The following is an 18,563-nucleotide window of genomic DNA, read 5'->3' as shown; positions in this document are numbered from 1 at the left end:
CGGGCTTGAGACATGATCCCCAGTAGGACCGCATGTTACGATCTCGCGATTCGGACCGGCGAACTGGCAGACAGGTCAGGCATTATCGCGCGACGCATTGCGCGCCAGCGCATGGTCGTCTGCGCCTCACCAAGCTATCTCGACGCGCATGACAGACCGCAGCAGATCGAGGATATCGGCCGGCACAATGCGATCATTTACGCGCGCTCCGCCCGCTTCAGCCCATGGCTCTTCCCACATGGCGACCAGCCTCCGGTGGAAGTTCGACCAAACGGCCGATTACGTCTCGATGATCTCGATGCGATTGCAGATGCGGCAACGGCCGGCATGGGGCTCGCCTGGCTGCCTTATTGGCTCATCCGCGAACGCGTGCAGGCCGGAACGCTCGAACTGTTGCTGCCGGGGCAGCCGGAATTTCTCTACGACTGCCACGCGCTGTGGCTGCAGACACCGCATTTGCCGCTCAGGATCCGGCTTGCCGTCGACGCGCTGGCGGCCACCCTTCCCAAATTCATAACCTAAGTCTGCCGACTTGTCTCTCGCGACGCATCTCGATCCGCATGATGAAGAGCGATGCGGCAAGGATGAGCGCGGCACCTAGCCACAGATAACCGGCCCGCGCATAGCCAAAGAAAAGCCAGCCTGCCAGCACGTTCAGCGGCAGCTTCAGGTCGTCGAACGGCTGGACATAGGCTGCATCTGCACTGGCATAGGCAAGGGTCAACAGATACTGCGCCATGAGAGACGATGCGCCCCAGAGCAGCGCGGAGAAGACAGGCAGGAGTGCCGCCCAGGTAAAGCTGTCCGACCACGGCTGGAGGATGATCATCGCGCCGATAAAGCCGACACTTGTCGTCATCCAGCGAGCAGGTCCGACACGCTCACCGAGGAACAGGCGCGCACCGAGAATGATGAAAAAAGGTGATGTCATGACAAGCGCGATCGCCTGCCAGATCGGCACCGAGGCGAGACCAGAGACCCATGCCTGGACGCCGAGCGCTGCAAAGACGACGCGCACGACATGGCGCCAGGGATAGTCCGTGCGCATGGCCTTAAGACCGGCTTTACGCAGAAAGGGCAAGGAGAAGAGGAAGGCCAAACCATATTGCCAGAAGGCGACAGACGCAGCCGGAACGGCGAGCGTCATGGTCAGCCATTGGGTCACGACATTGATGAGCGAGAAGGCGACGCCTCCAAGGACCATGAAGGCTGCGCCGGCAAAGGCGCGGGAACGTGGTATTGCAAGGGAATTCTGATTCATGTCTTCCATCCAGAATAAGGACCAAGCATAAATCAGGACGCATGAGGGAATGACGCACAAACGCTGGCAGTCCCCTGCCCGCGCGCGGCCATGCTCATTCTCTTCCATCCGGACTTTAACCGTCGGCTCCGGAATCGCACCGAATCTGCTGACCCTTCCTCGGACGAGCCTCGAGAAGGCGCTCGCGGGCTCAGGCCGTAGCCCTTACCGCCGGTGGGGACTTTCACCCCGCCCTGAGAACATCATCGTCGTAAGACAAAGCGCGGCATGGGGCAAGCGTCGAAAAGAAAAAGGGTTCGGCGACGCCGAACCCTCAAAATCCTGCGCGGTCGTTCTCGTTTACGGCCGGCGGATATCTCGTATCAGCCGTTGACGGCGTCCTTCAGGCCCTTGCCGGGCGTGAACTTCGGCACGTTGCGTGCCGGGATGTCGACTTCGGCGCCGGTCGACGGGTTGCGACCCTTCGTGGCAGCGCGATGAGAAACCGTGAAGCTGCCGAAGCCGGCGAGGCGAACGTCGCCCTTGCCCTTCAGTTCAGCCTGCACAACGTCGAAAACTGCGTCGACGGCAGATGCTGCATCAGACTTCGTCAGTCCAGCCTTTTCGGCTACTGCGGACACGAGTTCATTCTTGTTCATGTTTCCACCCCTTTCTAAATGGTTTGAAACAACTCAATCTGTAAGCTAGGCGCAGAAATCGCTTTCATCAGGCCCGCCGGGAACTCAAAAACCCTGCAAATCAAGGAAAAGCAAGCGTCTACATGAGGTTTTCACAAAAAAGGCCGGCGTTTCCGCCGGCCTTTTGCATGATTTGCCACAATTGGGCATAAATACGGCACCCGAAGCTCAATGAGCTATGGCTGCTCCTGCATCGTCGAGCCCTTCGACCGTCGCGATAACAGGTGTTTCAACCGTGCCATCCCACTCGATCGGCTCGGGACGACGGACCAGCGCGTGCTTGATCACTTCGCCCATACGGGAGACCGGAATGATCTCCATGCTGTTCTTCACATTGTCCGGAATCTCGGCCAGATCCTTGGCGTTCTCTTCCGGAATCAGCACCTTCTTGATGCCGCCGCGCAGTGCGGCAAGCAGCTTTTCCTTCAGGCCGCCGATCGGCAGGACCCGGCCGCGCAGGGTGATCTCACCCGTCATCGCCACATCCTTGTTGACCGGAATGCCGGTCATGATCGACACGATCGCGGTTGCCATGGCGACACCGGCCGAGGGACCATCCTTCGGCGTTGCGCCTTCCGGCACATGCACATGGATATCGCTCTTGTCGAAGCGCGGCGGCTCGATGCCGAAATCGACGGCACGCGAGCGGACGTAGGAGGCCGCCGCCGAAATCGATTCCTTCATTACTTCCTTCAGGTTACCCGTGACGGTCATGCGGCCCTTGCCGGGCATCATGACGCCTTCGATCGTCAGCAGCTCGCCGCCGACTTCCGTCCAGGCAAGGCCCGTAACGACGCCGACCTGATCCTCACGCTCGGCTTCGCCGTGGCGGAAGCGCGGAACGCCCAGGTAGTCATCGATGTTCTGGGCCGTGACATGAACCGACTTCACCTTGCCCTTGATGATCTCGGTAACCGCCTTGCGGGCGAGCTTCATCAGTTCGCGTTCGAAGTTACGAACACCGGCTTCGCGAGTGTACTGCTGGCTGATCGCCATCAGGGCATCATCGCTGACCGAGAATTCGTTCGGCTGCAGCGCATGCTCCTTGATGGCCTTCGGCAGCAGGTGCCGCTTGGCGATTTCGCGCTTCTCATCTTCGGTGTAGCCGGCGATACGGATGATTTCCATGCGGTCCATCAGTGGAGCCGGGATATTCAGCGTGTTCGCCGTGGTGATGAACATCACGTCCGACAGATCGTATTCGACTTCCAGGTAGTGATCCATGAAGGTCGAGTTCTGAGCCGGGTCGAGCACTTCCAGCAGAGCCGAAGACGGGTCGCCGCGATAGTCCTGGCCGAGCTTGTCGATTTCGTCGAGAAGGAACAGCGGGTTGGACTTCTTCGCCTTCTTCATCGACTGGATGACCTTGCCGGGCATCGAGCCGATATAGGTGCGGCGATGACCGCGGATTTCCGCTTCGTCACGAACGCCGCCGAGAGCCATCCGGACATACTCACGGCCGGTCGCCTTGGCGATAGACTGGGCAAGCGAGGTCTTGCCGACGCCCGGAGGGCCGACGAGGCACAGGATCGGACCCTTGATCTTGGTGGCGCGAGCCTGGACCGCCAGATACTCGACGATGCGCTCCTTGACCTTGTCGAGACCGAAGTGATCGGCTTCGAGGATCTTTTCGGCGTTGTTGAGATCGGCCTTGATCTTCGACTTCTTGCCCCAGGGGATACCGAGCAGCCAATCCAGATAGTTGCGCACGACTGTGGCTTCCGCCGACATCGGGCTCATCTGGCGCAGCTTCTTCAGCTCAGCATCAGCCTTTTCACGGGCCTCCTTGGAGAGCTTCGTCTTGGCGATGCGCTCTTCCAGCTCGCTCATCTCATCGCGGCCTTCCTCGCCGTCGCCGAGCTCCTTCTGGATCGCCTTCATCTGCTCATTCAGGTAGTATTCGCGCTGGGTCTTCTCCATCTGGCGCTTGACGCGCGAGCGGATGCGCTTTTCGACCTGCAGGACCGAGATTTCACCTTCCATGAAGCCGAGCGCCTTTTCGAGGCGAGCCTTGACGCTGGTGGTTTCCAGCATCTCCTGCTTCTCGGTGATCTTGATCGACAGGTGCGAGGCGACCGTATCGGCAAGCTTGGAATAATCGTCGATCTGGCTGGCAGCACCAACAACCTCGGGCGAGATCTTTTTGTTGAGCTTTACATAGCTTTCGAATTCAGAGACGACCGAACGCGACAGAGCTTCCAGCTCTACCGGATCGTCGTGCGGCTCTTCGAGAACATGGCCAAGGGCCTCGTAGAAATCTTCACGGCTCGTATAGGTATCGATCTCGGCGCGGGCGCGGCCTTCGACCAGAACCTTGACGGTGCCGTCAGGCAGCTTCAGGAGCTGCAGCACGTTTGCGACCGTACCAACGCGGTGGATCGCAGACGGGTCCGGGTCGTCGTCGCTGGCGTTGATCTGGGTAACCAGCATGATCTGCTTGTCGGACCCCATGACCTCTTCGAGCGCGCGAATCGACTTTTCCCGCCCGACGAACAGCGGCACGATCATATGGGGGAACACCACGATGTCGCGCAGGGGGAGAACAGGATAAGCGGTGCTGCTCGCTACAGACGTTTTCTTCGTCATTTTTATTCCTTTCCATCGTCCCGTTACCGGGCTCTTTGGCGCGGCCGCTTGGGACCGGCCGGCACTCTCACTTGCTGTTACAAGTGGAGGTTCTGACTACGCTTTTCAAGCCACGTTAACGCCCGCGTTCCACGGTTGTGACAGCTTATTACATGGAACGCCAACACAATGAAGCGCCTATCTGGAGCGACGCTTACCATTTCCGAACGGCCTAAAATAGCAACGCCAGCAACACGCTACGGAATCACAGCATCATTGCCAAGGGTCATCGTTTGCGCAATATCGGCCAAGGCTGTTTTCACCCTTGCCCGCAACTATTAACAGCGCCCGGCACCCGTTTTCAAATAGAAAGGGGCCCGCACAAGGCAAGCCCCTTAAAATAACGGTTATCGAGGCAAGCTTCACGCCGAAACGTTTGCCTTCTCGTCCTGACGGTCGGCATAGATATACAGCGGGCGAGCCGAACCGCGGGCGACCTCTTCGGAGATGACGACCTCACGTACGCCTTCCAGCGCCGGCAGTTCGAACATCGTGTCGAGCAGGATCTTTTCCATGATCGAGCGCAGACCACGAGCACCGGTCTTGCGGACGATCGCCTTGCGGGCGATTTCGCGCAGCGCATCCTCGTGGAAGGTCAGCTCGACGTCCTCCATCTCGAACAGACGCTGATACTGCTTGATGAGCGCGTTCTTCGGCTCGGACAGGATCTGGATCAGCGCGTCCTCGTCGAGGTCTTCGAGCGTCGCCAGGACCGGCAGACGGCCGATGAATTCCGGAATGAGGCCGAACTTAACCAGATCTTCCGGTTCCAGCTCGCGCAGCACTTCGCCAACGCGACGATCGTCCGGAGCCTTGACGGTTGCACCGAAGCCGATCGAGGTCTTCTCGCCGCGGGCGGAGATGATCTTGTCGAGACCTGCGAAAGCGCCGCCGCAGATGAACAGGATGTTCGTCGTGTCGACCTGCAGGAATTCCTGCTGCGGATGCTTGCGGCCGCCCTGCGGCGGTACCGAAGCAACCGTGCCTTCCATGATCTTCAGAAGCGCCTGCTGCACGCCTTCGCCCGATACGTCGCGGGTGATGGACGGATTGTCGGACTTGCGGGAGATCTTGTCGACTTCGTCGATATAGACGATACCGCGCTGGGCGCGTTCGACATTGTAATCGGCAGCCTGCAGAAGCTTCAGAATGATATTTTCGACGTCTTCACCGACATAGCCGGCTTCCGTCAGCGTGGTGGCATCCGCCATCGTGAAGGGAACGTCGATGATGCGGGCAAGCGTCTGGGCGAGATAGGTCTTGCCGCAACCCGTCGGGCCGACCAGCATGATGTTCGACTTCGCCAGTTCAACGTCGCCATTCTTGGAGGCGTGCGCGAGACGCTTGTAATGGTTGTGAACGGCAACCGACAGGATCTTCTTCGCCTGACGCTGGCCGATGACATATTCGTCGAGAACCTTGATAATGTCCTGGGGCGTGGGAACGCCATCACGGGACTTGACCATCGATGACTTGTTCTCCTCGCGGATGATGTCCATGCACAGCTCGACGCATTCATCGCAGATGAACACGGTCGGTCCGGCGATAAGCTTCCGGACTTCGTGCTGGCTCTTTCCGCAGAAAGAACAATAGAGGGTGTTCTTACTGTCGCCGCCGTTGCTGCCGCTGACCTTGCTCATATCACTTTCCTTCCAGCACGCCGCATTTCGAACACGAAATCGCGGTCCACTCAATCAGCTCCCTGACGGCGCCCCCTACCCGGAGTTTCTGCCGACAAAGGCTTCAGGGGGTACGAACCGGTCCCAATCAATCATGTCCGGGTGCCGGCGGCAACGAATTCCCCTTCGGATGCCGAATGCTATGTCACAAAAATTCAACATAGCATTAATAGTTACTATTAGCGTCTCCGCCGCCAGTTGAAACCCCTTGTTCGATCACAAATGGGATAGAACTGTGGCAGCGAAAACACCATCCCTATTTATTACTAGGCCTGATCGCCTTCGATTTCGACGCGCGATGTCAGAACCTTGTCGATCACGCCCCAGGACTGGGCCTCGTCCGCATCCATGAAATGGTCGCGATCAAGCGTTTTTTCCACTTCCTCATAGGTCCGGCCCGTGTGCTTCACATAGACCTCGTTGAGGCGGCGCTTCATCTTCAAGATGTCACGGGCGTGACGCTCGATGTCCGATGCCTGGCCCTGGAAACCGCCCGAGGGCTGATGGACCATGATGCGGGAGTTCGGCGTAGCGAAACGCATGTCCTTGTGACCAGCAGCGAGAAGCAGCGAGCCCATCGAAGCGGCCTGACCGATACATAGGGTCGAGACGGCCGGCTTAATGAACTGCATCGTGTCGTAGATCGCCATGCCGGCGGTGACGACGCCTCCCGGCGAATTGATATAGAGCGCGATTTCCTTCTTTGGGTTTTCGGCCTCGAGGAAGAGAAGCTGGGCGCAGACGAGCGTCGCCATATGGTCCTCGACGGGGCCGGTCAGGAAAATGATGCGTTCCTTGAGCAGGCGGGAATAGATGTCGTAGGAGCGTTCACCGCGATTGGTCTGTTCCACAACCATCGGCACGAGGGCCATAGCGGTATCGACTGGGTTTCTCATGTGCGTCCTTTTAACGTCTTTCCGGCGAATGCCGGGAATCAAAGAAAAATGCCTTGCCTCCTACATAGAGTGTCCCCGCCCCCCTCTTCAAGACACGCATGAGGATAACGTTAAGAAGCGGGCGCTGGATGGGGTTTGGCATTTCCTTATCCCGTTTCCTCTAAGCGCCCGCTAACGGCGAGGCCCCACCTTTGCCTCACACAGCTTTTCTCTGTGAGAGGATGAAGGAAGCATTACCGCATTCAGGGATATTACGCGCATTTACCAGGCGGAAAGCTTATCGGCAGATCGTCCATGTCAGATTTATCCCATTAATCAAACGGCGAGCTTCTTCGGCCAGAATGCGATCAACATTCAAGGGGTTGCTGCCGTGTTCAATGTCGCTACAGGTCTGTCCATCTGGTGCTCCGAAGCACTGACGCTGGCTCTGGTTCTTTTCGTGGCCTGGCGCCACAACCAGAAAGGCGGCGCCTACCTCTATTGGGGGCTCGGCTTTCTGTTCAGCGGCTTGGGCTTTGCGCTCGTCGCAGCCCGCGGCGAAATTCCAGATTTGCTTTCAATCGAAATCGGCAATGCCGTCGCCCTGCTCGGCCAGAGCGCCTGGGCCGCCGGATTTCTGGTGCTCGACCGCAAGAAGCTGGAATGGTGGGCGCTGCTGCCGCCGGCCATCTGGCTTGCCGGCGTCTTTCTGCCGTGGATCAACGAAGATTATTCCAACCGGGTCATTCTCTACAATCTTTCCTCGGCCACCGGGGCCACTGCTCTTGCCATGGCGGTCGCCGCCGGCGACATCAACCGCGAGCGCACGCGCATCAAGCTGATGGCGATCTTCGTGCTGCAGGCCTTCCTCTGCTTCGGCGTGGCTGTGGCGATGGCGCTCATACTTCCTTCGGACAAGGAGGCGACGAATTTCGGCGGCGGGGCCGCCATGGCCAGCGCCTTCCTGCTCACCATCGCCTTCGCGCTCACCTGTCGTCTCATCATGGAACGGTCGGAACGCCACCTGCGCCTCCTGACGCTTACGGATTCGCTGACAGGCGTTCTGAACCGGCGCGGCCTCCTCGGCTATTTCGATAAGATTCAGGAAAAGGCGCATGACGATCAGCATCAAGTCGGCGTCATCCTCTTCGACCTCGACCATTTCAAGCGGGTCAACGACCGCTTCGGCCATCAGTCGGGCGACGCCGTCCTGACTGCGTTTGCCCGCCTTGCCCGCCAATACATCCCCAATAATATCTTCGGCCGTATGGGCGGCGAGGAGTTTGCAGCCTTCGTGACGGTCCGCGATCAGACGGAAGCGGAAGCACTGGCGGAAGCGATCCGCTCCGAATTCTGCCGCCTGCCGGTCAGTACCGGCGAGGCACTGATCCCCGCTACTGTCAGCGTCGGTATCGCATTGTCCGCAGCGATCGAGGCCAATATCGACCGGATGGTATCGGCCGCCGACCGGGCGCTCTATGCGGCAAAAGCTGCCGGCCGCAACTGTACGGTCGTCTTCGGCGAGGAGGAGACCGCAGCACCCGCGCCTGGCGAACCGAATTCGCATGCCGGAGAACTAGTGCCGACCGTCGACGATCAGGTCGAAGCGTTGCGCCGTATGGGTGTACTCTCGCGCGCGGGCTAAACCGCTACCTTTTCGGGGCCCGGCAAATCCGCTAAGCCTCTGCCCATGATGATACCACCCTTTCTCAAGATCGATCCAGCAACCCGCCGCGTGTCGCTCGACGGCAACGACCCGGCTTTCTACAGCAACCCCAATGCGGTCTATGCAGCGCTTCATGCCCATTGCCCCACCTTCTACTGGGAACAGCAGAAGCAGTGGTTCGTCACTGGCTACGATCATGTGAACGGACTGCTGCGCGACCGCCGCTTCGGCCGGCAGATCCTGCATATTGCCAGCCGTGAGGAGCTCGGCCTTCCCGATCCCGATCCGCATATCGCTGGCTTCGATCTCGCTGAGCGCTATTCGCTCCTGGAACTGGAGCCGCCGGAACACACACGGCTGCGCACCCTCGTCAACCGCGCCTTCGTCTCGCGCCATGTCGAGAAAATGAAGGCCGAAATCGAAGAACTTGCCAACCGGCTGATCGACGCCTTTGCCGGCAAGGGCGAAGTCGAGCTGCTATCAGCCTTCGCCGATATCATTCCGGTGACGATGATTGCCCGCATGATCGGCATTCCCGAGGAGATGGGACCGCAGCTGCTCAAGTGGTCGCATGCCTATGTGCGCATGTATATGTTCGGGCGCACCCGGGCGGACGAGGACGCAGCAGAGCAAGCGGCCCGGGAATTTTCCGACTACGTGAAGACCGTCATTGCCGAACGCCGTGCCGAACCTCGCGACGACCTCTTGACCCACATGATCCATACTGAGCACAAAGGTCAGTACTTGACGGAAGACGAGCTCGTTTCGACGACCATCGTGCTGCTCAACGCCGGCCATGAGGCAACGGTCCACCAGATCGGCAATTCGGTGCGCGTCATCCTGGATAGCGGCTACGATCCGGCCGAGCTTTTCCGTGACGAAGCTGCCACCGAGCGTACCGTCGAGGAATCGCTGCGTATCTGCGCGCCCGTCCACATCTTCCAGCGCTGGGCTCTCGAACCCGCCGAGATCGACGGCATAGAGTTCAAGCGCGGCGACAAGGTGAGCATGATCCTGGCGGCCGCCAATCTCGACCCGGCGAAATTCAGCGATCCCCTCACCTTCAAGCCCGACCGCAACGAGGCGGCCAACCTCTCCTTCGGCGCCGGCATTCATTTCTGCATCGGCGCACCACTGGCGCGGCTGGAGCTCAACGTCGTCCTGCCGATCCTGTTCAAGCGCCTGCCAGGGCTGAAACTGGCGAAGACGCCTGTCGTCAAGGATGTCTATCACTTCCACGGCCTCGATCGCCTGGATCTCGTCTGGTAAGCCATCATCTCCGATATCGCGAAACGAAAGCGGCCGGCATCCTCATCGCATGCCGGCCGCTTCTGTTCCGCAAGAGAGTGTCATATCAGCCGTAGCGGCCGGTGTAGTTCTGTGCTCTTAACCTTCGGCGGCTGAAAGATCTGCGCCGTCGGGCGCGGCCTCATGCGGCATGGTCCTGAAGCTTGGCGGAGATGTCGTTTGCCGACATAGGTTTTCCGATCAGATAGCCTTGCAGCTGATCGCAGCCAGCCTCTCGCAGGATCGCCGCCTGGCGCGTATTCTCGATGCCTTCCGCCGTGACGGGAATCTGCAGAGCGGTCGCCAAAGAGATGGTTGCCCTCAGAACATCGGCGCCATTCGAGCCTTGGTCGAGAGCGGAGACGAGCGAGCGGTCGATCTTCATTCGATCGAACCCGAATTGCCTCAGTGCGCCGATGCTTGCATAGCCGCAGCCAAAGTCATCAAGGGCGAATTTTATGCCGACCTGTTTAAGGTGATCTATCGACCGCCGGGCCTGTTCCGGATTTGTCATGAGCACGCCTTCGGTGATCTCCAATGTCAGGCGCTTCGGATCGAAATCGAGCTCGTGCAGGAGCGAGATCACTTCGGCGGCGAATTCCGGATTGCAGAGTTGAACCGGCGAAACGTTCACCGACAATGTCAGATCGAGCCAATTCTTGGCGTGTTCTATCGATGTTTTCAGCATATGAACGCCGAGCGCGTCGATGAGGCCGCACCGCTCGGCAAGCGGAATGAAAATCTCAGGGCTGATGTTGCCAGTTGGAGCCCGCCAACGCGCAAGCGCTTCAAGACCGGTGACAACGCCTGTGCTGGCGGAGACGAGCGGCTGGAAAAATGCTTCGATCGCACCATTGCTGATAGCGCTCTTAAGCAAGCCTTCCATTTCGGCGATCCTTTGACGCTCCCGATCCAGTTCCGGGTCGTATTCGATCGCCCGGCCTCTGCCATTTTCCTTGGCGCGATAGAGCGCCATGTCTGCCCTGCGGAGAAGCTCCAAGGGCGTCATGTCTTCCTCTCGCGCGGCAGACCCGATGCTAGCACCGACTTCGATCGTCCGCCCGTCGATCTTGAAGGGTTCGGCAAACAGTCCCAAAACAGTTTCTTCTATCTCTTTGCGTGCAGCGTTCCCAATCTGCACCAGCGCAAATTCGTCGCCTCCCAGCCGTGCCGCCGCTACGGCTTCAGGGTGGCAGGCGATGAGGGCCCTCGATACGATCCGGATCAGATCATCCCCTACCGCATGCCCCCAGGCGTCGTTGACAGCCTTGAATCCATCGAGATCGACCAGAAAGAGCCGGGGCGAGGAAAAGTCATTGCCTTCAAACTCTTCCAGCAGTGCGAGAAGCCCATGCCTGTTCAACAGGCCGCTTAGGCTATCGTGGTTCGCTTGGAAGATCGCTGCCTGCGCCTGCTGGTGCAGGCGCCGGGCCTCGATCGCACCTACCAGCAGGACACCCCCAAGGAACATCACGAGGATGATGACCGCAGCAGCAACGTAAGGATAGACCTGGTGAAACACGGTATTTCCGGGCGCTTTACTAGGCCAGACAAGATGACCGATGACGTCACCCCCCATGTCTGTGATCGGGGTGCTCAGCAGGCCCGCCTCTGGCGTGGCAGCAATACGCAGCCCTTCGAGTTCGTGTTCGCCCGAAAGCGTGCTGAGAACTTCTGGCGTGAGATCCTTGTAGAGGCTCAGCACGCTCAGTTTCGGGAGCTCGCCTTGTGCGGCGAAAGGCTGGACTGCCTGTGACACGATCAGCGCGATGCCTGTTTCGGTCTTTATGAAATTGACGACCGGCCCCCGTCCCGGGGCGGCGGCTTTGTCGATCTGCCGGTAAAAGGCATCGCCAAAAAACGCACCCGGCTCGAAGGGCTTACCTTTGGCATAGGCGGAGATGATCGAGGAGCCGTCGGGGCCAATTACGATCGCGCCGTCGTAGAGCGCGTAATCCGCACTGGTCTTACCCCAGTTCTCATAGGCCCAATCCGCGGCAGCAGGGGATGAAATCGCCTGATACGCGTCATCCCAAACGGCGTTGTCCGTGGTTGTCGCGCTCAGGCGACTGGCAAAAGCTGCAATCGCCGCACGGGCGGCGCGAGTGGCCCTGGCATCATCGATCTCGTTTGCAGATCGGGCCATCGTGACCACGACATGGGCCATGAGGCCTGTCAAGACGAGAGCGACAAGGACAAAACAGACCGTTGTCGTAATGATGGAAGACGTTTGGGTCCGAACGTGCCCACCCGCAAGATTCGACGACATGCCAATCCTGAAAAGATGAATTGCAAGGCCATGTCTATGGTGACGGCAGGAGACATCATGTCCGCAATGCGCTGCAGATCAGATCTATCATATGATGATGTAGGCACCATTAACGAGAATGGTCAAAACCTGTCGTTCGGTCGCCCCTCAAACCTTGATAACATAATCCTTGCGAGTCGTTTCAACGACTTCCCAGGTTCCCTTGAAGCCGGGCCTGAGGATCATCCGGTCGCCCGCCTTCAGATGAACCGGCTCACCGCCGTCCTCAGTTACGATCGAATAGCCGGAGAGCAAGCTGAAATATTCCCATTCCTCGTAGACGATCCGCCATTTGCCAGCCGTAGCCTCCCAGATGCCGGCATAGAGACCCCCTTCGGCCTCTTCCAGGCTCCAGGTGCGGAATTGCGGATTGCCGGAAATGATGCGGTCAGCAACGGGAGCGCCGACTTCCGGTTCGACGCTGTCGATATCGAAAGGCATCGCGTTTGCCATGGTCACCCTTTCTCTCAGTATCTTTCGCGGCAGAGATTAAGCACAAAAAGAGCGAATCGGCAGGGACAAAACTCGCCGACCATCGCGACAATCAAAAATTCCTAGTATCGCGGACGCCGGAAGCAGGCGTGCGGCCGGCGGTGACGCGAGCGCCAGCAACTGTGACACATAGCGAACGAAATAGCACCCGACTCTGTTCAAATCGCGCACTGATCCGGTGGTTGTATCCAGACGAAGGTAGTCTGCGAAGTTACAACCTTGCTAAGGAGGACACTCGGTGTTCTTCGCAGCCATTGGTATGTCGCCTAGATGCAGTATTAGCACAAATTGATATATGTCCGAGAGCGTTGCTCTATGTGAAAATGCGACCCTTGACACCACAAGGGAGGCATCCATGAAGCCTTTTTGTGCCGCATTGACGATTTGCCTGGTGTTCGGCATGCCGGCAAGTCGCTACATCTCCCTCCCAGGTTATGCGTTCAGGACAGACCCAACTTGCCACCGCACCGTCTCTAAACTGCAGTTCGACAGGAAGTGCGATTGGCCGAGAGCTGGAATAAAAGACTTTTCACAGCCGAACCAGTTTGGCTTCGGGCTCTAAATGGCCCCAGCAAAGTCTATCGCCGCCTTGCGACAAGTTCTGGCCACCTGCAGCGGCGATCAGAACCAGGTCCGGATTGCGGCGGTCGAAATCAGACCGCGCAGAAATGCCTTCTCAACGAATGGCGACTGCGAGAGTTCAGTCAGCTTGCGTCGGCACGGAACCGCCTCGGCAAGCGAGGACAGATGATGCTCTTTCGCCCCCACAAGTGAGCCTGCAATCCCAGTTGTGCTGTGGTGCTTAAGAATATCTCCTGCACTCAGTGAGAGGCGATCGCGCGACCGCTGGACGCGAGATGCTCCGTAATAGCGCGCCGGATTTCGGTAACCGTGTCGAAGAGCCTATTGTCCAAGTCGATGACATTGAAGCGGACAGCGATGAATTTCAGGCGGTTTTCGACAGGGACCGCGATCCCGACTTCCTGACCGTTGAATACGACAGCTTGCTTTTGCATAACAAACCTCGAGCGCGCCACACGGGAGCACCATCTTAGACAAAGTGGACAAAGGGTTTACGACGCGTCAGATTGCCGTCGTCGGTCGGTAACGGATCGAAACGAGATCACGCACTCGCTGCACCATTGCGAAGAAACGAAGTCGGACAAACAACGTTATCATCCTCCCTCAAGCAAGCCGAACGACCACTGAGTATCGCCGGCAAGGGGCTAGGTATTTCCGAGCTCTTGTGTAAGAAACGTAGTCGAGAAACTTCAAGCAAGCAACTGATTTTTGTGATTATTTAGCGTTTTGAATCGTATGACAATTACCGCAGCTGCGAAGTAACAAATGATGTACGTTCGTCCGAACCCATCGAAGGGCCGTCGAGGGCTTTATCCGGACGATATTGCGGATTAAGCGGCATTTATTCGGCAGCGCGCGACGCGCGATCCCCCCAGACCGCCAGGGACCATGCGCCCCATCGGCCGAGACCAAAACTCGAGCTTGGTACAACAAAAGCTATCTAGGTCTAAAATGCCATCTTTACGCATCGAAGGCTCATTGGCGTTGTTCAACGGCCGGGGGCGATATGGGCGGGAGCAGAATATCCCACTAGGAACAATCCCAAGACCCGGAAGTTAATAGTTTAGTCGGGCGTAAGCGTAATCGGAGCGTGGCGCTCTCCCCATCCCTCGGGTATCCGAGGTTGCTTCCAGCTTTCGAGCTGTGACGCGGGGTTCGAATCCCTGCCCCGACAACCATATTCGATACCATCGAACAAAGCCTGCGGTTTCTCGTCGGGCTACCTCAGCCTGACCTCGACACGGCAGCCCTTCTCCGAGGGGTGCCTGATCACCTCGCCATCGAACTGCGCCGCCATCAGCTTGACGAGTTTCGATCCGATCCCGTCGCCGAGGTCGGGCGGGCACCCCGCCCCGTTGTCTGCCACGGTGATCAAGATGTCCGCTCCTTCGAAAGTCAGCGTAATCTCAATGCTCCCGCCATCGTCGTTCGGGAAGGCGTACTTGAAGGCGTTCGTGACCAATTCGTTGACAATCAGGCCGATGGACGAGGCCTTGTTCGAGGGGACGAGTAGGTGCGGGCTCCTGACCCTGAGGGCAATTGGCCTCACGTCACTCAGCAGATCGGCCAGCCCTTGGGTCAGCTCTTCCAGATAGTAGGCGATGTCGACCGCCGCGCCGTCATCGTTACTTTCCTGAAGATGGCGGTGCACATGCGCGATAACGTTCAGCCGGGAGGCCGCGTCGTCCAAGGCGGCCCGGGCTGGACCTTGTTCCATGGCGCGTCCCTGAAGGCGTAGAAGTGAGGCCACGGTGGCCAGATCGTTCTTGGTGCGGTGGCCGAGTTCTTCCAACTGGACGGCCCTCGCCTTCTCCGACCGGGCCAGATTTGTGACGGCGCGCCTGAGGCTCTCGGTCACAGCTGTAATGCCGAAACCGATCACGACGAAGAGGAAGAGAGGGAGCCATTGATCAGCCCCGATGGCCACGCTCCACGTGGGAGCAATGAAAATCCATGTGGCGATCACGGCGCTCAAAACGGTGGCGAGATAACCGGAGCCTCGATCGAACAACAAGGCGGCCAGGAAGACCGCGGGTACGAACAGAAGCAGCTGGTAGTTTTGCAGAGATTGATCGAGCGCCGCTCGCAGAAGCGCAGCCGAAGCCACGATGCCAACGGTGACCGAGTAACGCACCAGCGTCGAAGTCTGCGTTCTGGACAACACCGCAAGCAGGAGATTTTCCATGGCCATCGAAGCTCCCTTCACAGGCCAAGGTCCCTGTTGGGCGGAAGGCCTGGAGGGGTCATCATACACCCATCATCCAAGCCTTCCGATGTCCTTCCGGGATGCAACAAGCTACGCCAGTCGGCCACGCGCGGAAGTAACCGCGCATTACGAAGAAGAATATTCAAGCGTGAAGATGCCGTATTCGACCCCCATGGCGGTACGTCTTCCTTGCTGCGTAAAGGCTTCGGGATCGCGCGGGGCGACGCCTGACCTCATGATCACCTTCCGAGTGGACGGTTCTACGAAGCTGCCTCGCGGAACAAAATATCGGCAAATTCGTTCGGGTGTCCTGACCTGCCAATTCTGTTTTGGTGGGGCTTGGGGGATGCGCGATGGACCGATTACTTGTTATCTTCATCCGACAACGGATGACAGGGCGCGTCGATTTTGATCTTGGAGAAACTTTCGACGCTGCCGAACAGTATTTTAGAACGAAACTTGATGCACGTGCATTTTTCGATGCCCTTTGTGTGGTCTTGCGCGAACGGCGGCAGGAAAGGCATAGCGCAATGGCGGCAGCTAGCAGCAGACAGCTGCCCGTCCGCCCGCTTAGATAGGGACTATTGCGGTGCTTTAAAGCCTAAAGAATTGAAGGCGCAAGCGTACGCCGACGGCGGCTCTAAAACCCATCCGCGGCGTGATCCCCGTCATACCGAAGCCCGCAGGGAAGCAGACAAGAATTCCGCGAGAACGGATCGAAAAGGGCGGCCCCCGGACAGGAAAGCCACCCTTTCCGTACTCTAGGCGCCAGCCAATACTGTAACTAGCAGACGGACTGCGGCCAGCAATCGGACTAAAGACCCCTGCATCAAATCTTCGTATAGATCGCAAAAGAGAGCCCGCCGAAGCGGGCAAAGGGAAGTTAGACAGGTCGTCCGACCGTTTTGAGGTTCGGGGCGAAATGAAACCTCAGCCGTGCGACCCGGACGCATTACATCGCTGCGCTACGAAAGTTCCCAAGCTCTGAATATTTTGCGGGAGGCCTGCAACCGTTTGCTGCGAAGAACACTCAGATCTTCGATAGCGACTGCTCAAGATCGGCGATGATATCCTTCACATCCTCGATGCCGACGGAGAGCCGCACCACGTCCGGCCCGGCGCCGGCGGCGATCCTCTGTTCGTCTGTCAGCTGCCGGTGCGTGGTAGAGGCCGGATGGATCACCAGAGAGCGCGTGTCGCCGATATTGGCAAGATGCGAAAAGAGCTGCAGCCCTTCGACGAGCGTCTTGCCCGCCTCGTAGCCGCCCTTGACGCCAAAGGTGAAGACCGAGCCTGCACCCCTCGGCGCATAGCGCTGCTGTAGAGCGTGGTTCGGGTCGTCCTCGAGGCCGGCATAGTTCACCCAGGCAATCTTGGAGTGGGCCTTCAGCCATTTGGCAACATCAATCGCATTGTCGCTATGGCGCTGCATGCGCAGCGGCAGCGTCTCGATACCGGTCAGGATCAGGAAGGCGTTGAAGGGCGAAATGGCCGGGCCAAGGTCGCGCAGGCCAAGCACACGGCAGGCGATTGCGAAGGCGAAATTGCCGAAGGTCTGGTGCAATACGACGCCGTTATATTCCGGCCGCGGGCTGGAGAGCATCGGATAGTTGCCGGTCCTCGACCAGTCGAAGGTGCCGCCATCGACGATGATGCCGCCCATGGAATTGCCATGGCCGCCGAGGAATTTGGTCAGAGAATGCACGACGATATCGGCGCCGTGCTCAATCGGCCGGATCAGATAGGGTGTGGCCATGGTATTGTCGACGATCAGCGGCAGGTCGTGGCGGTGGGCGATTTCGGCGATTGCAGCAATATCGACAAAAGTGCCGCCGGGATTGGCGAGGCTCTCGATGAAGATCGCCCTCGTCTTGTCATCGATCTTGCTCTCGAAGTCGTCGGGATTTTCCGAATCGGCCCAGCGCACCTGCCAACCGAAATTTTCGAAGGCGTGACCGAACTGGTTGATGGAACCGCCATAGAGACGGCGGGCAGCGACGAAATTCTCGCCGGGACGCATCAGCGTGTGGAAGACGATCATCTGCGCAGCATGGCCCGAAGCAACGGCAAGAGCAGCCGTGCCGCCTTCAAGTGCTGCGACGCGTTCCTCCAGAACCGCCTGTGTAGGGTTCATGATACGGGTGTAGATGTTGCCGAACTGTTGCAGGCCGAAGAGGGCTGCGGCATGCTCGGAATCGTTGAAGACGAAGGCCGTAGTCTGATAGATCGGTGTAATCCGCGCGCCGGTAGCCGGATCGGGCTGGGCGCCCGCATGAATCGCCAGCGTGTTGAATCCCGGATCGTTTTTGGCCATGTCGTCCTCCCGTACAATTGTTAGCGGGCGCGATCATAGCCGCTCAAACGCGAAAGTTAATCGTGATCTGTTTCAACCGTTGCGCGTTCCGGAGAAAATCCGTTCTGATGGCGTCAGCCGAGAAGACGCGGGTATTCGATTGCCGGGCAGCGATTCATCACGACCTTGATGCCGCCGGCTTCCGCCTTGGCGGCGGCTGCATCGTCTCGCACGCCAAGCTGCGCCCATACAACCTGCGGCCGGGACTCGAGCGCCAGCGCCTCATCCACCACGTCATCAAGATATTCGGATGCGCGGAAGACATCGACCATATCGACCGGCTCCGGAATGTCAGCAAGGCGGGCATAGACGGTCTGGCCATGGATCTGCTTGCCCGCCTGCCCCGGATTGACGGGAATGACCTTGTAGCCGCGCGACAGGAGATAACCCATGACACCGTTGCTCGGCCGGGCCGGATTAGGCGACGCTCCCGTCAGCGCGATGGTTTTCACGGATTTCAGAATGCCGGAGAGATAGTCGTCGGCATAGGCATCATGATTCATATCTATAGCTCCCGGATACGGATTCATTATCGCGATTCATTGAAACCAA

General features: G+C 58.6%; 13 protein-coding genes, 1 pseudogene and 1 riboswitch. Of the genes and pseudogenes, 3 read left to right on the top strand and 11 right to left on the bottom strand.

All coding sequences use genetic code 11. The annotated features are described in order from the left end of the window. Positions 1 to 36 precede the first annotated feature (36 nt). Positions 37 to 522: pseudogene (locus FHX15_RS13550) on the top strand (LysR substrate-binding domain-containing protein); the annotation flags it as partial. Here FHX15_RS13550 and FHX15_RS13545 read toward each other — a convergent pair. The 5 genes from FHX15_RS13545 to clpP form a co-directional block, all read right to left on the bottom strand. Beyond that, entirely contained in the window at positions 512 to 1,261 is a 750-nt protein-coding gene (locus tag FHX15_RS13545; RefSeq protein ID WP_184397818.1) for a DMT family transporter, read from the bottom strand. The pseudogene FHX15_RS13550 and the gene FHX15_RS13545 sit on opposite strands and share 11 nt — an antisense overlap. A gap of 92 nt (positions 1,262 to 1,353) precedes the next feature. Continuing rightward, positions 1,354 to 1,506: riboswitch (FMN riboswitch) on the bottom strand. 117 nt (positions 1,507 to 1,623) lie between these two features. Further along, positions 1,624 to 1,899, bottom strand: coding sequence for an HU family DNA-binding protein (locus FHX15_RS13540; RefSeq protein WP_184397817.1), 276 nt, complete (start codon positions 1,897 to 1,899; stop codon positions 1,624 to 1,626). A 207-nt stretch (positions 1,900 to 2,106) separates the two neighbouring features. Then, positions 2,107 to 4,524 (bottom strand): endopeptidase La, encoded by a 2,418-nt coding sequence (gene lon / locus FHX15_RS13535; protein ID WP_184397816.1) that lies wholly within the window; start codon positions 4,522 to 4,524, stop codon positions 2,107 to 2,109. Positions 4,525 to 4,925: 401 nt separating this feature from the next. After that, positions 4,926 to 6,203 (bottom strand): ATP-dependent Clp protease ATP-binding subunit ClpX, encoded by a 1,278-nt coding sequence (gene clpX, locus FHX15_RS13530; RefSeq protein ID WP_183730245.1) that lies wholly within the window; start codon positions 6,201 to 6,203, stop codon positions 4,926 to 4,928. A 305-nt stretch (positions 6,204 to 6,508) separates the two neighbouring features. Further along, positions 6,509 to 7,138, bottom strand: coding sequence for an ATP-dependent Clp endopeptidase proteolytic subunit ClpP (gene clpP, locus FHX15_RS13525; protein WP_184397815.1), 630 nt, complete (start codon positions 7,136 to 7,138; stop codon positions 6,509 to 6,511). Positions 7,139 to 7,508: 370 nt separating this feature from the next. Between clpP and FHX15_RS13520 the strand changes: the two genes are divergently transcribed. Both FHX15_RS13520 and FHX15_RS13515 read left to right on the top strand, forming a co-directional pair. Then, positions 7,509 to 8,762 carry a GGDEF domain-containing protein gene (locus FHX15_RS13520; protein WP_184397814.1) on the top strand — a complete coding sequence of 418 codons (1,254 nt, stop codon included), beginning with the start codon at positions 7,509 to 7,511 and terminating at the stop codon, positions 8,760 to 8,762. Between the two features lie 45 nt (positions 8,763 to 8,807). Then, positions 8,808 to 10,052 carry a cytochrome P450 gene (locus tag FHX15_RS13515; RefSeq protein ID WP_184397813.1) on the top strand — a complete coding sequence of 415 codons (1,245 nt, stop codon included), beginning with the start codon at positions 8,808 to 8,810 and terminating at the stop codon, positions 10,050 to 10,052. Positions 10,053 to 10,212: 160 nt separating this feature from the next. Here the strand turns inward: FHX15_RS13515 and FHX15_RS13510 are convergent, their stop codons facing one another. The 6 genes from FHX15_RS13510 to FHX15_RS13485 all read right to left on the bottom strand — a co-directional run bounded on the left by FHX15_RS13510 (position 10,213) and on the right by FHX15_RS13485 (position 18,514). Then, a complete protein-coding gene (locus FHX15_RS13510) occupies positions 10,213 to 12,339 on the bottom strand; it encodes a bifunctional diguanylate cyclase/phosphodiesterase (RefSeq protein WP_184397812.1) in 2,127 nt (708 codons plus the stop codon). 147 nt (positions 12,340 to 12,486) lie between these two features. Beyond that, the gene (locus FHX15_RS13505) at positions 12,487 to 12,831 is read right to left on the bottom strand and encodes a cupin domain-containing protein (protein ID WP_184397811.1); all 345 of its coding nucleotides are present in this window, start codon (positions 12,829 to 12,831) and stop codon (positions 12,487 to 12,489) included. 860 nt (positions 12,832 to 13,691) lie between these two features. Continuing rightward, positions 13,692 to 13,886 carry a hypothetical protein gene (locus FHX15_RS13500; protein ID WP_064801787.1) on the bottom strand — a complete coding sequence of 65 codons (195 nt, stop codon included), beginning with the start codon at positions 13,884 to 13,886 and terminating at the stop codon, positions 13,692 to 13,694. Between the two features lie 785 nt (positions 13,887 to 14,671). Further along, positions 14,672 to 15,643, bottom strand: coding sequence for a sensor histidine kinase (locus tag FHX15_RS13495; protein ID WP_246778948.1), 972 nt, complete (start codon positions 15,641 to 15,643; stop codon positions 14,672 to 14,674). A 1,045-nt stretch (positions 15,644 to 16,688) separates the two neighbouring features. Beyond that, positions 16,689 to 17,972, bottom strand: coding sequence for an O-acetylhomoserine aminocarboxypropyltransferase (locus FHX15_RS13490; RefSeq protein ID WP_184397810.1), 1,284 nt, complete (start codon positions 17,970 to 17,972; stop codon positions 16,689 to 16,691). Positions 17,973 to 18,085: 113 nt separating this feature from the next. Continuing rightward, positions 18,086 to 18,514: a CoA-binding protein gene (locus FHX15_RS13485; protein WP_184397809.1), complete on the bottom strand. Its 429-nt coding sequence runs from the start codon at positions 18,512 to 18,514 to the stop codon at positions 18,086 to 18,088. Positions 18,515 to 18,563: the final 49 nt, after the last annotated feature.

Origin of the sequence: Rhizobium sp. BK650 (assembly GCF_014195325.1) — a bacterium.
GTDB lineage: Bacteria > Pseudomonadota > Alphaproteobacteria > Rhizobiales > Rhizobiaceae > Rhizobium.
The sequence above is the reverse complement of the archived record's forward strand: the minus strand, read 5'-3'. Positions and strand labels throughout refer to the sequence as shown.

Excerpts from the sequence above, each read along its gene's own strand:
- FHX15_RS13510 (WP_184397812.1), bottom strand. The coding sequence starts at position 12,339 with ATGTCGTCGAATCTTGCGGGTGGGCACGTTCGGACCCAAACGTCTTCC.
- clpX (WP_183730245.1), bottom strand. The coding sequence starts at position 6,203 with ATGAGCAAGGTCAGCGGCAGCAACGGCGGCGACAGTAAGAACACCCTC.
- FHX15_RS13485 (WP_184397809.1), bottom strand. The coding sequence starts at position 18,514 with ATGAATCATGATGCCTATGCCGACGACTATCTCTCCGGCATTCTGAAA.
- lon (WP_184397816.1), bottom strand. The coding sequence starts at position 4,524 with ATGACGAAGAAAACGTCTGTAGCGAGCAGCACCGCTTATCCTGTTCTC.
- FHX15_RS13490 (WP_184397810.1), bottom strand. The coding sequence starts at position 17,972 with ATGGCCAAAAACGATCCGGGATTCAACACGCTGGCGATTCATGCGGGC.
- clpP (WP_184397815.1), bottom strand. The coding sequence starts at position 7,138 with ATGAGAAACCCAGTCGATACCGCTATGGCCCTCGTGCCGATGGTTGTG.
- FHX15_RS13500 (WP_064801787.1), bottom strand. The coding sequence starts at position 13,886 with ATGCAAAAGCAAGCTGTCGTATTCAACGGTCAGGAAGTCGGGATCGCG.
- FHX15_RS13505 (WP_184397811.1), bottom strand. The coding sequence starts at position 12,831 with ATGGCAAACGCGATGCCTTTCGATATCGACAGCGTCGAACCGGAAGTC.
- FHX15_RS13545 (WP_184397818.1), bottom strand. The coding sequence starts at position 1,261 with ATGAATCAGAATTCCCTTGCAATACCACGTTCCCGCGCCTTTGCCGGC.
- FHX15_RS13515 (WP_184397813.1), top strand. The coding sequence starts at position 8,808 with ATGATGATACCACCCTTTCTCAAGATCGATCCAGCAACCCGCCGCGTG.
- FHX15_RS13495 (WP_246778948.1), bottom strand. The coding sequence starts at position 15,643 with ATGGCCATGGAAAATCTCCTGCTTGCGGTGTTGTCCAGAACGCAGACT.
- FHX15_RS13540 (WP_184397817.1), bottom strand. The coding sequence starts at position 1,899 with ATGAACAAGAATGAACTCGTGTCCGCAGTAGCCGAAAAGGCTGGACTG.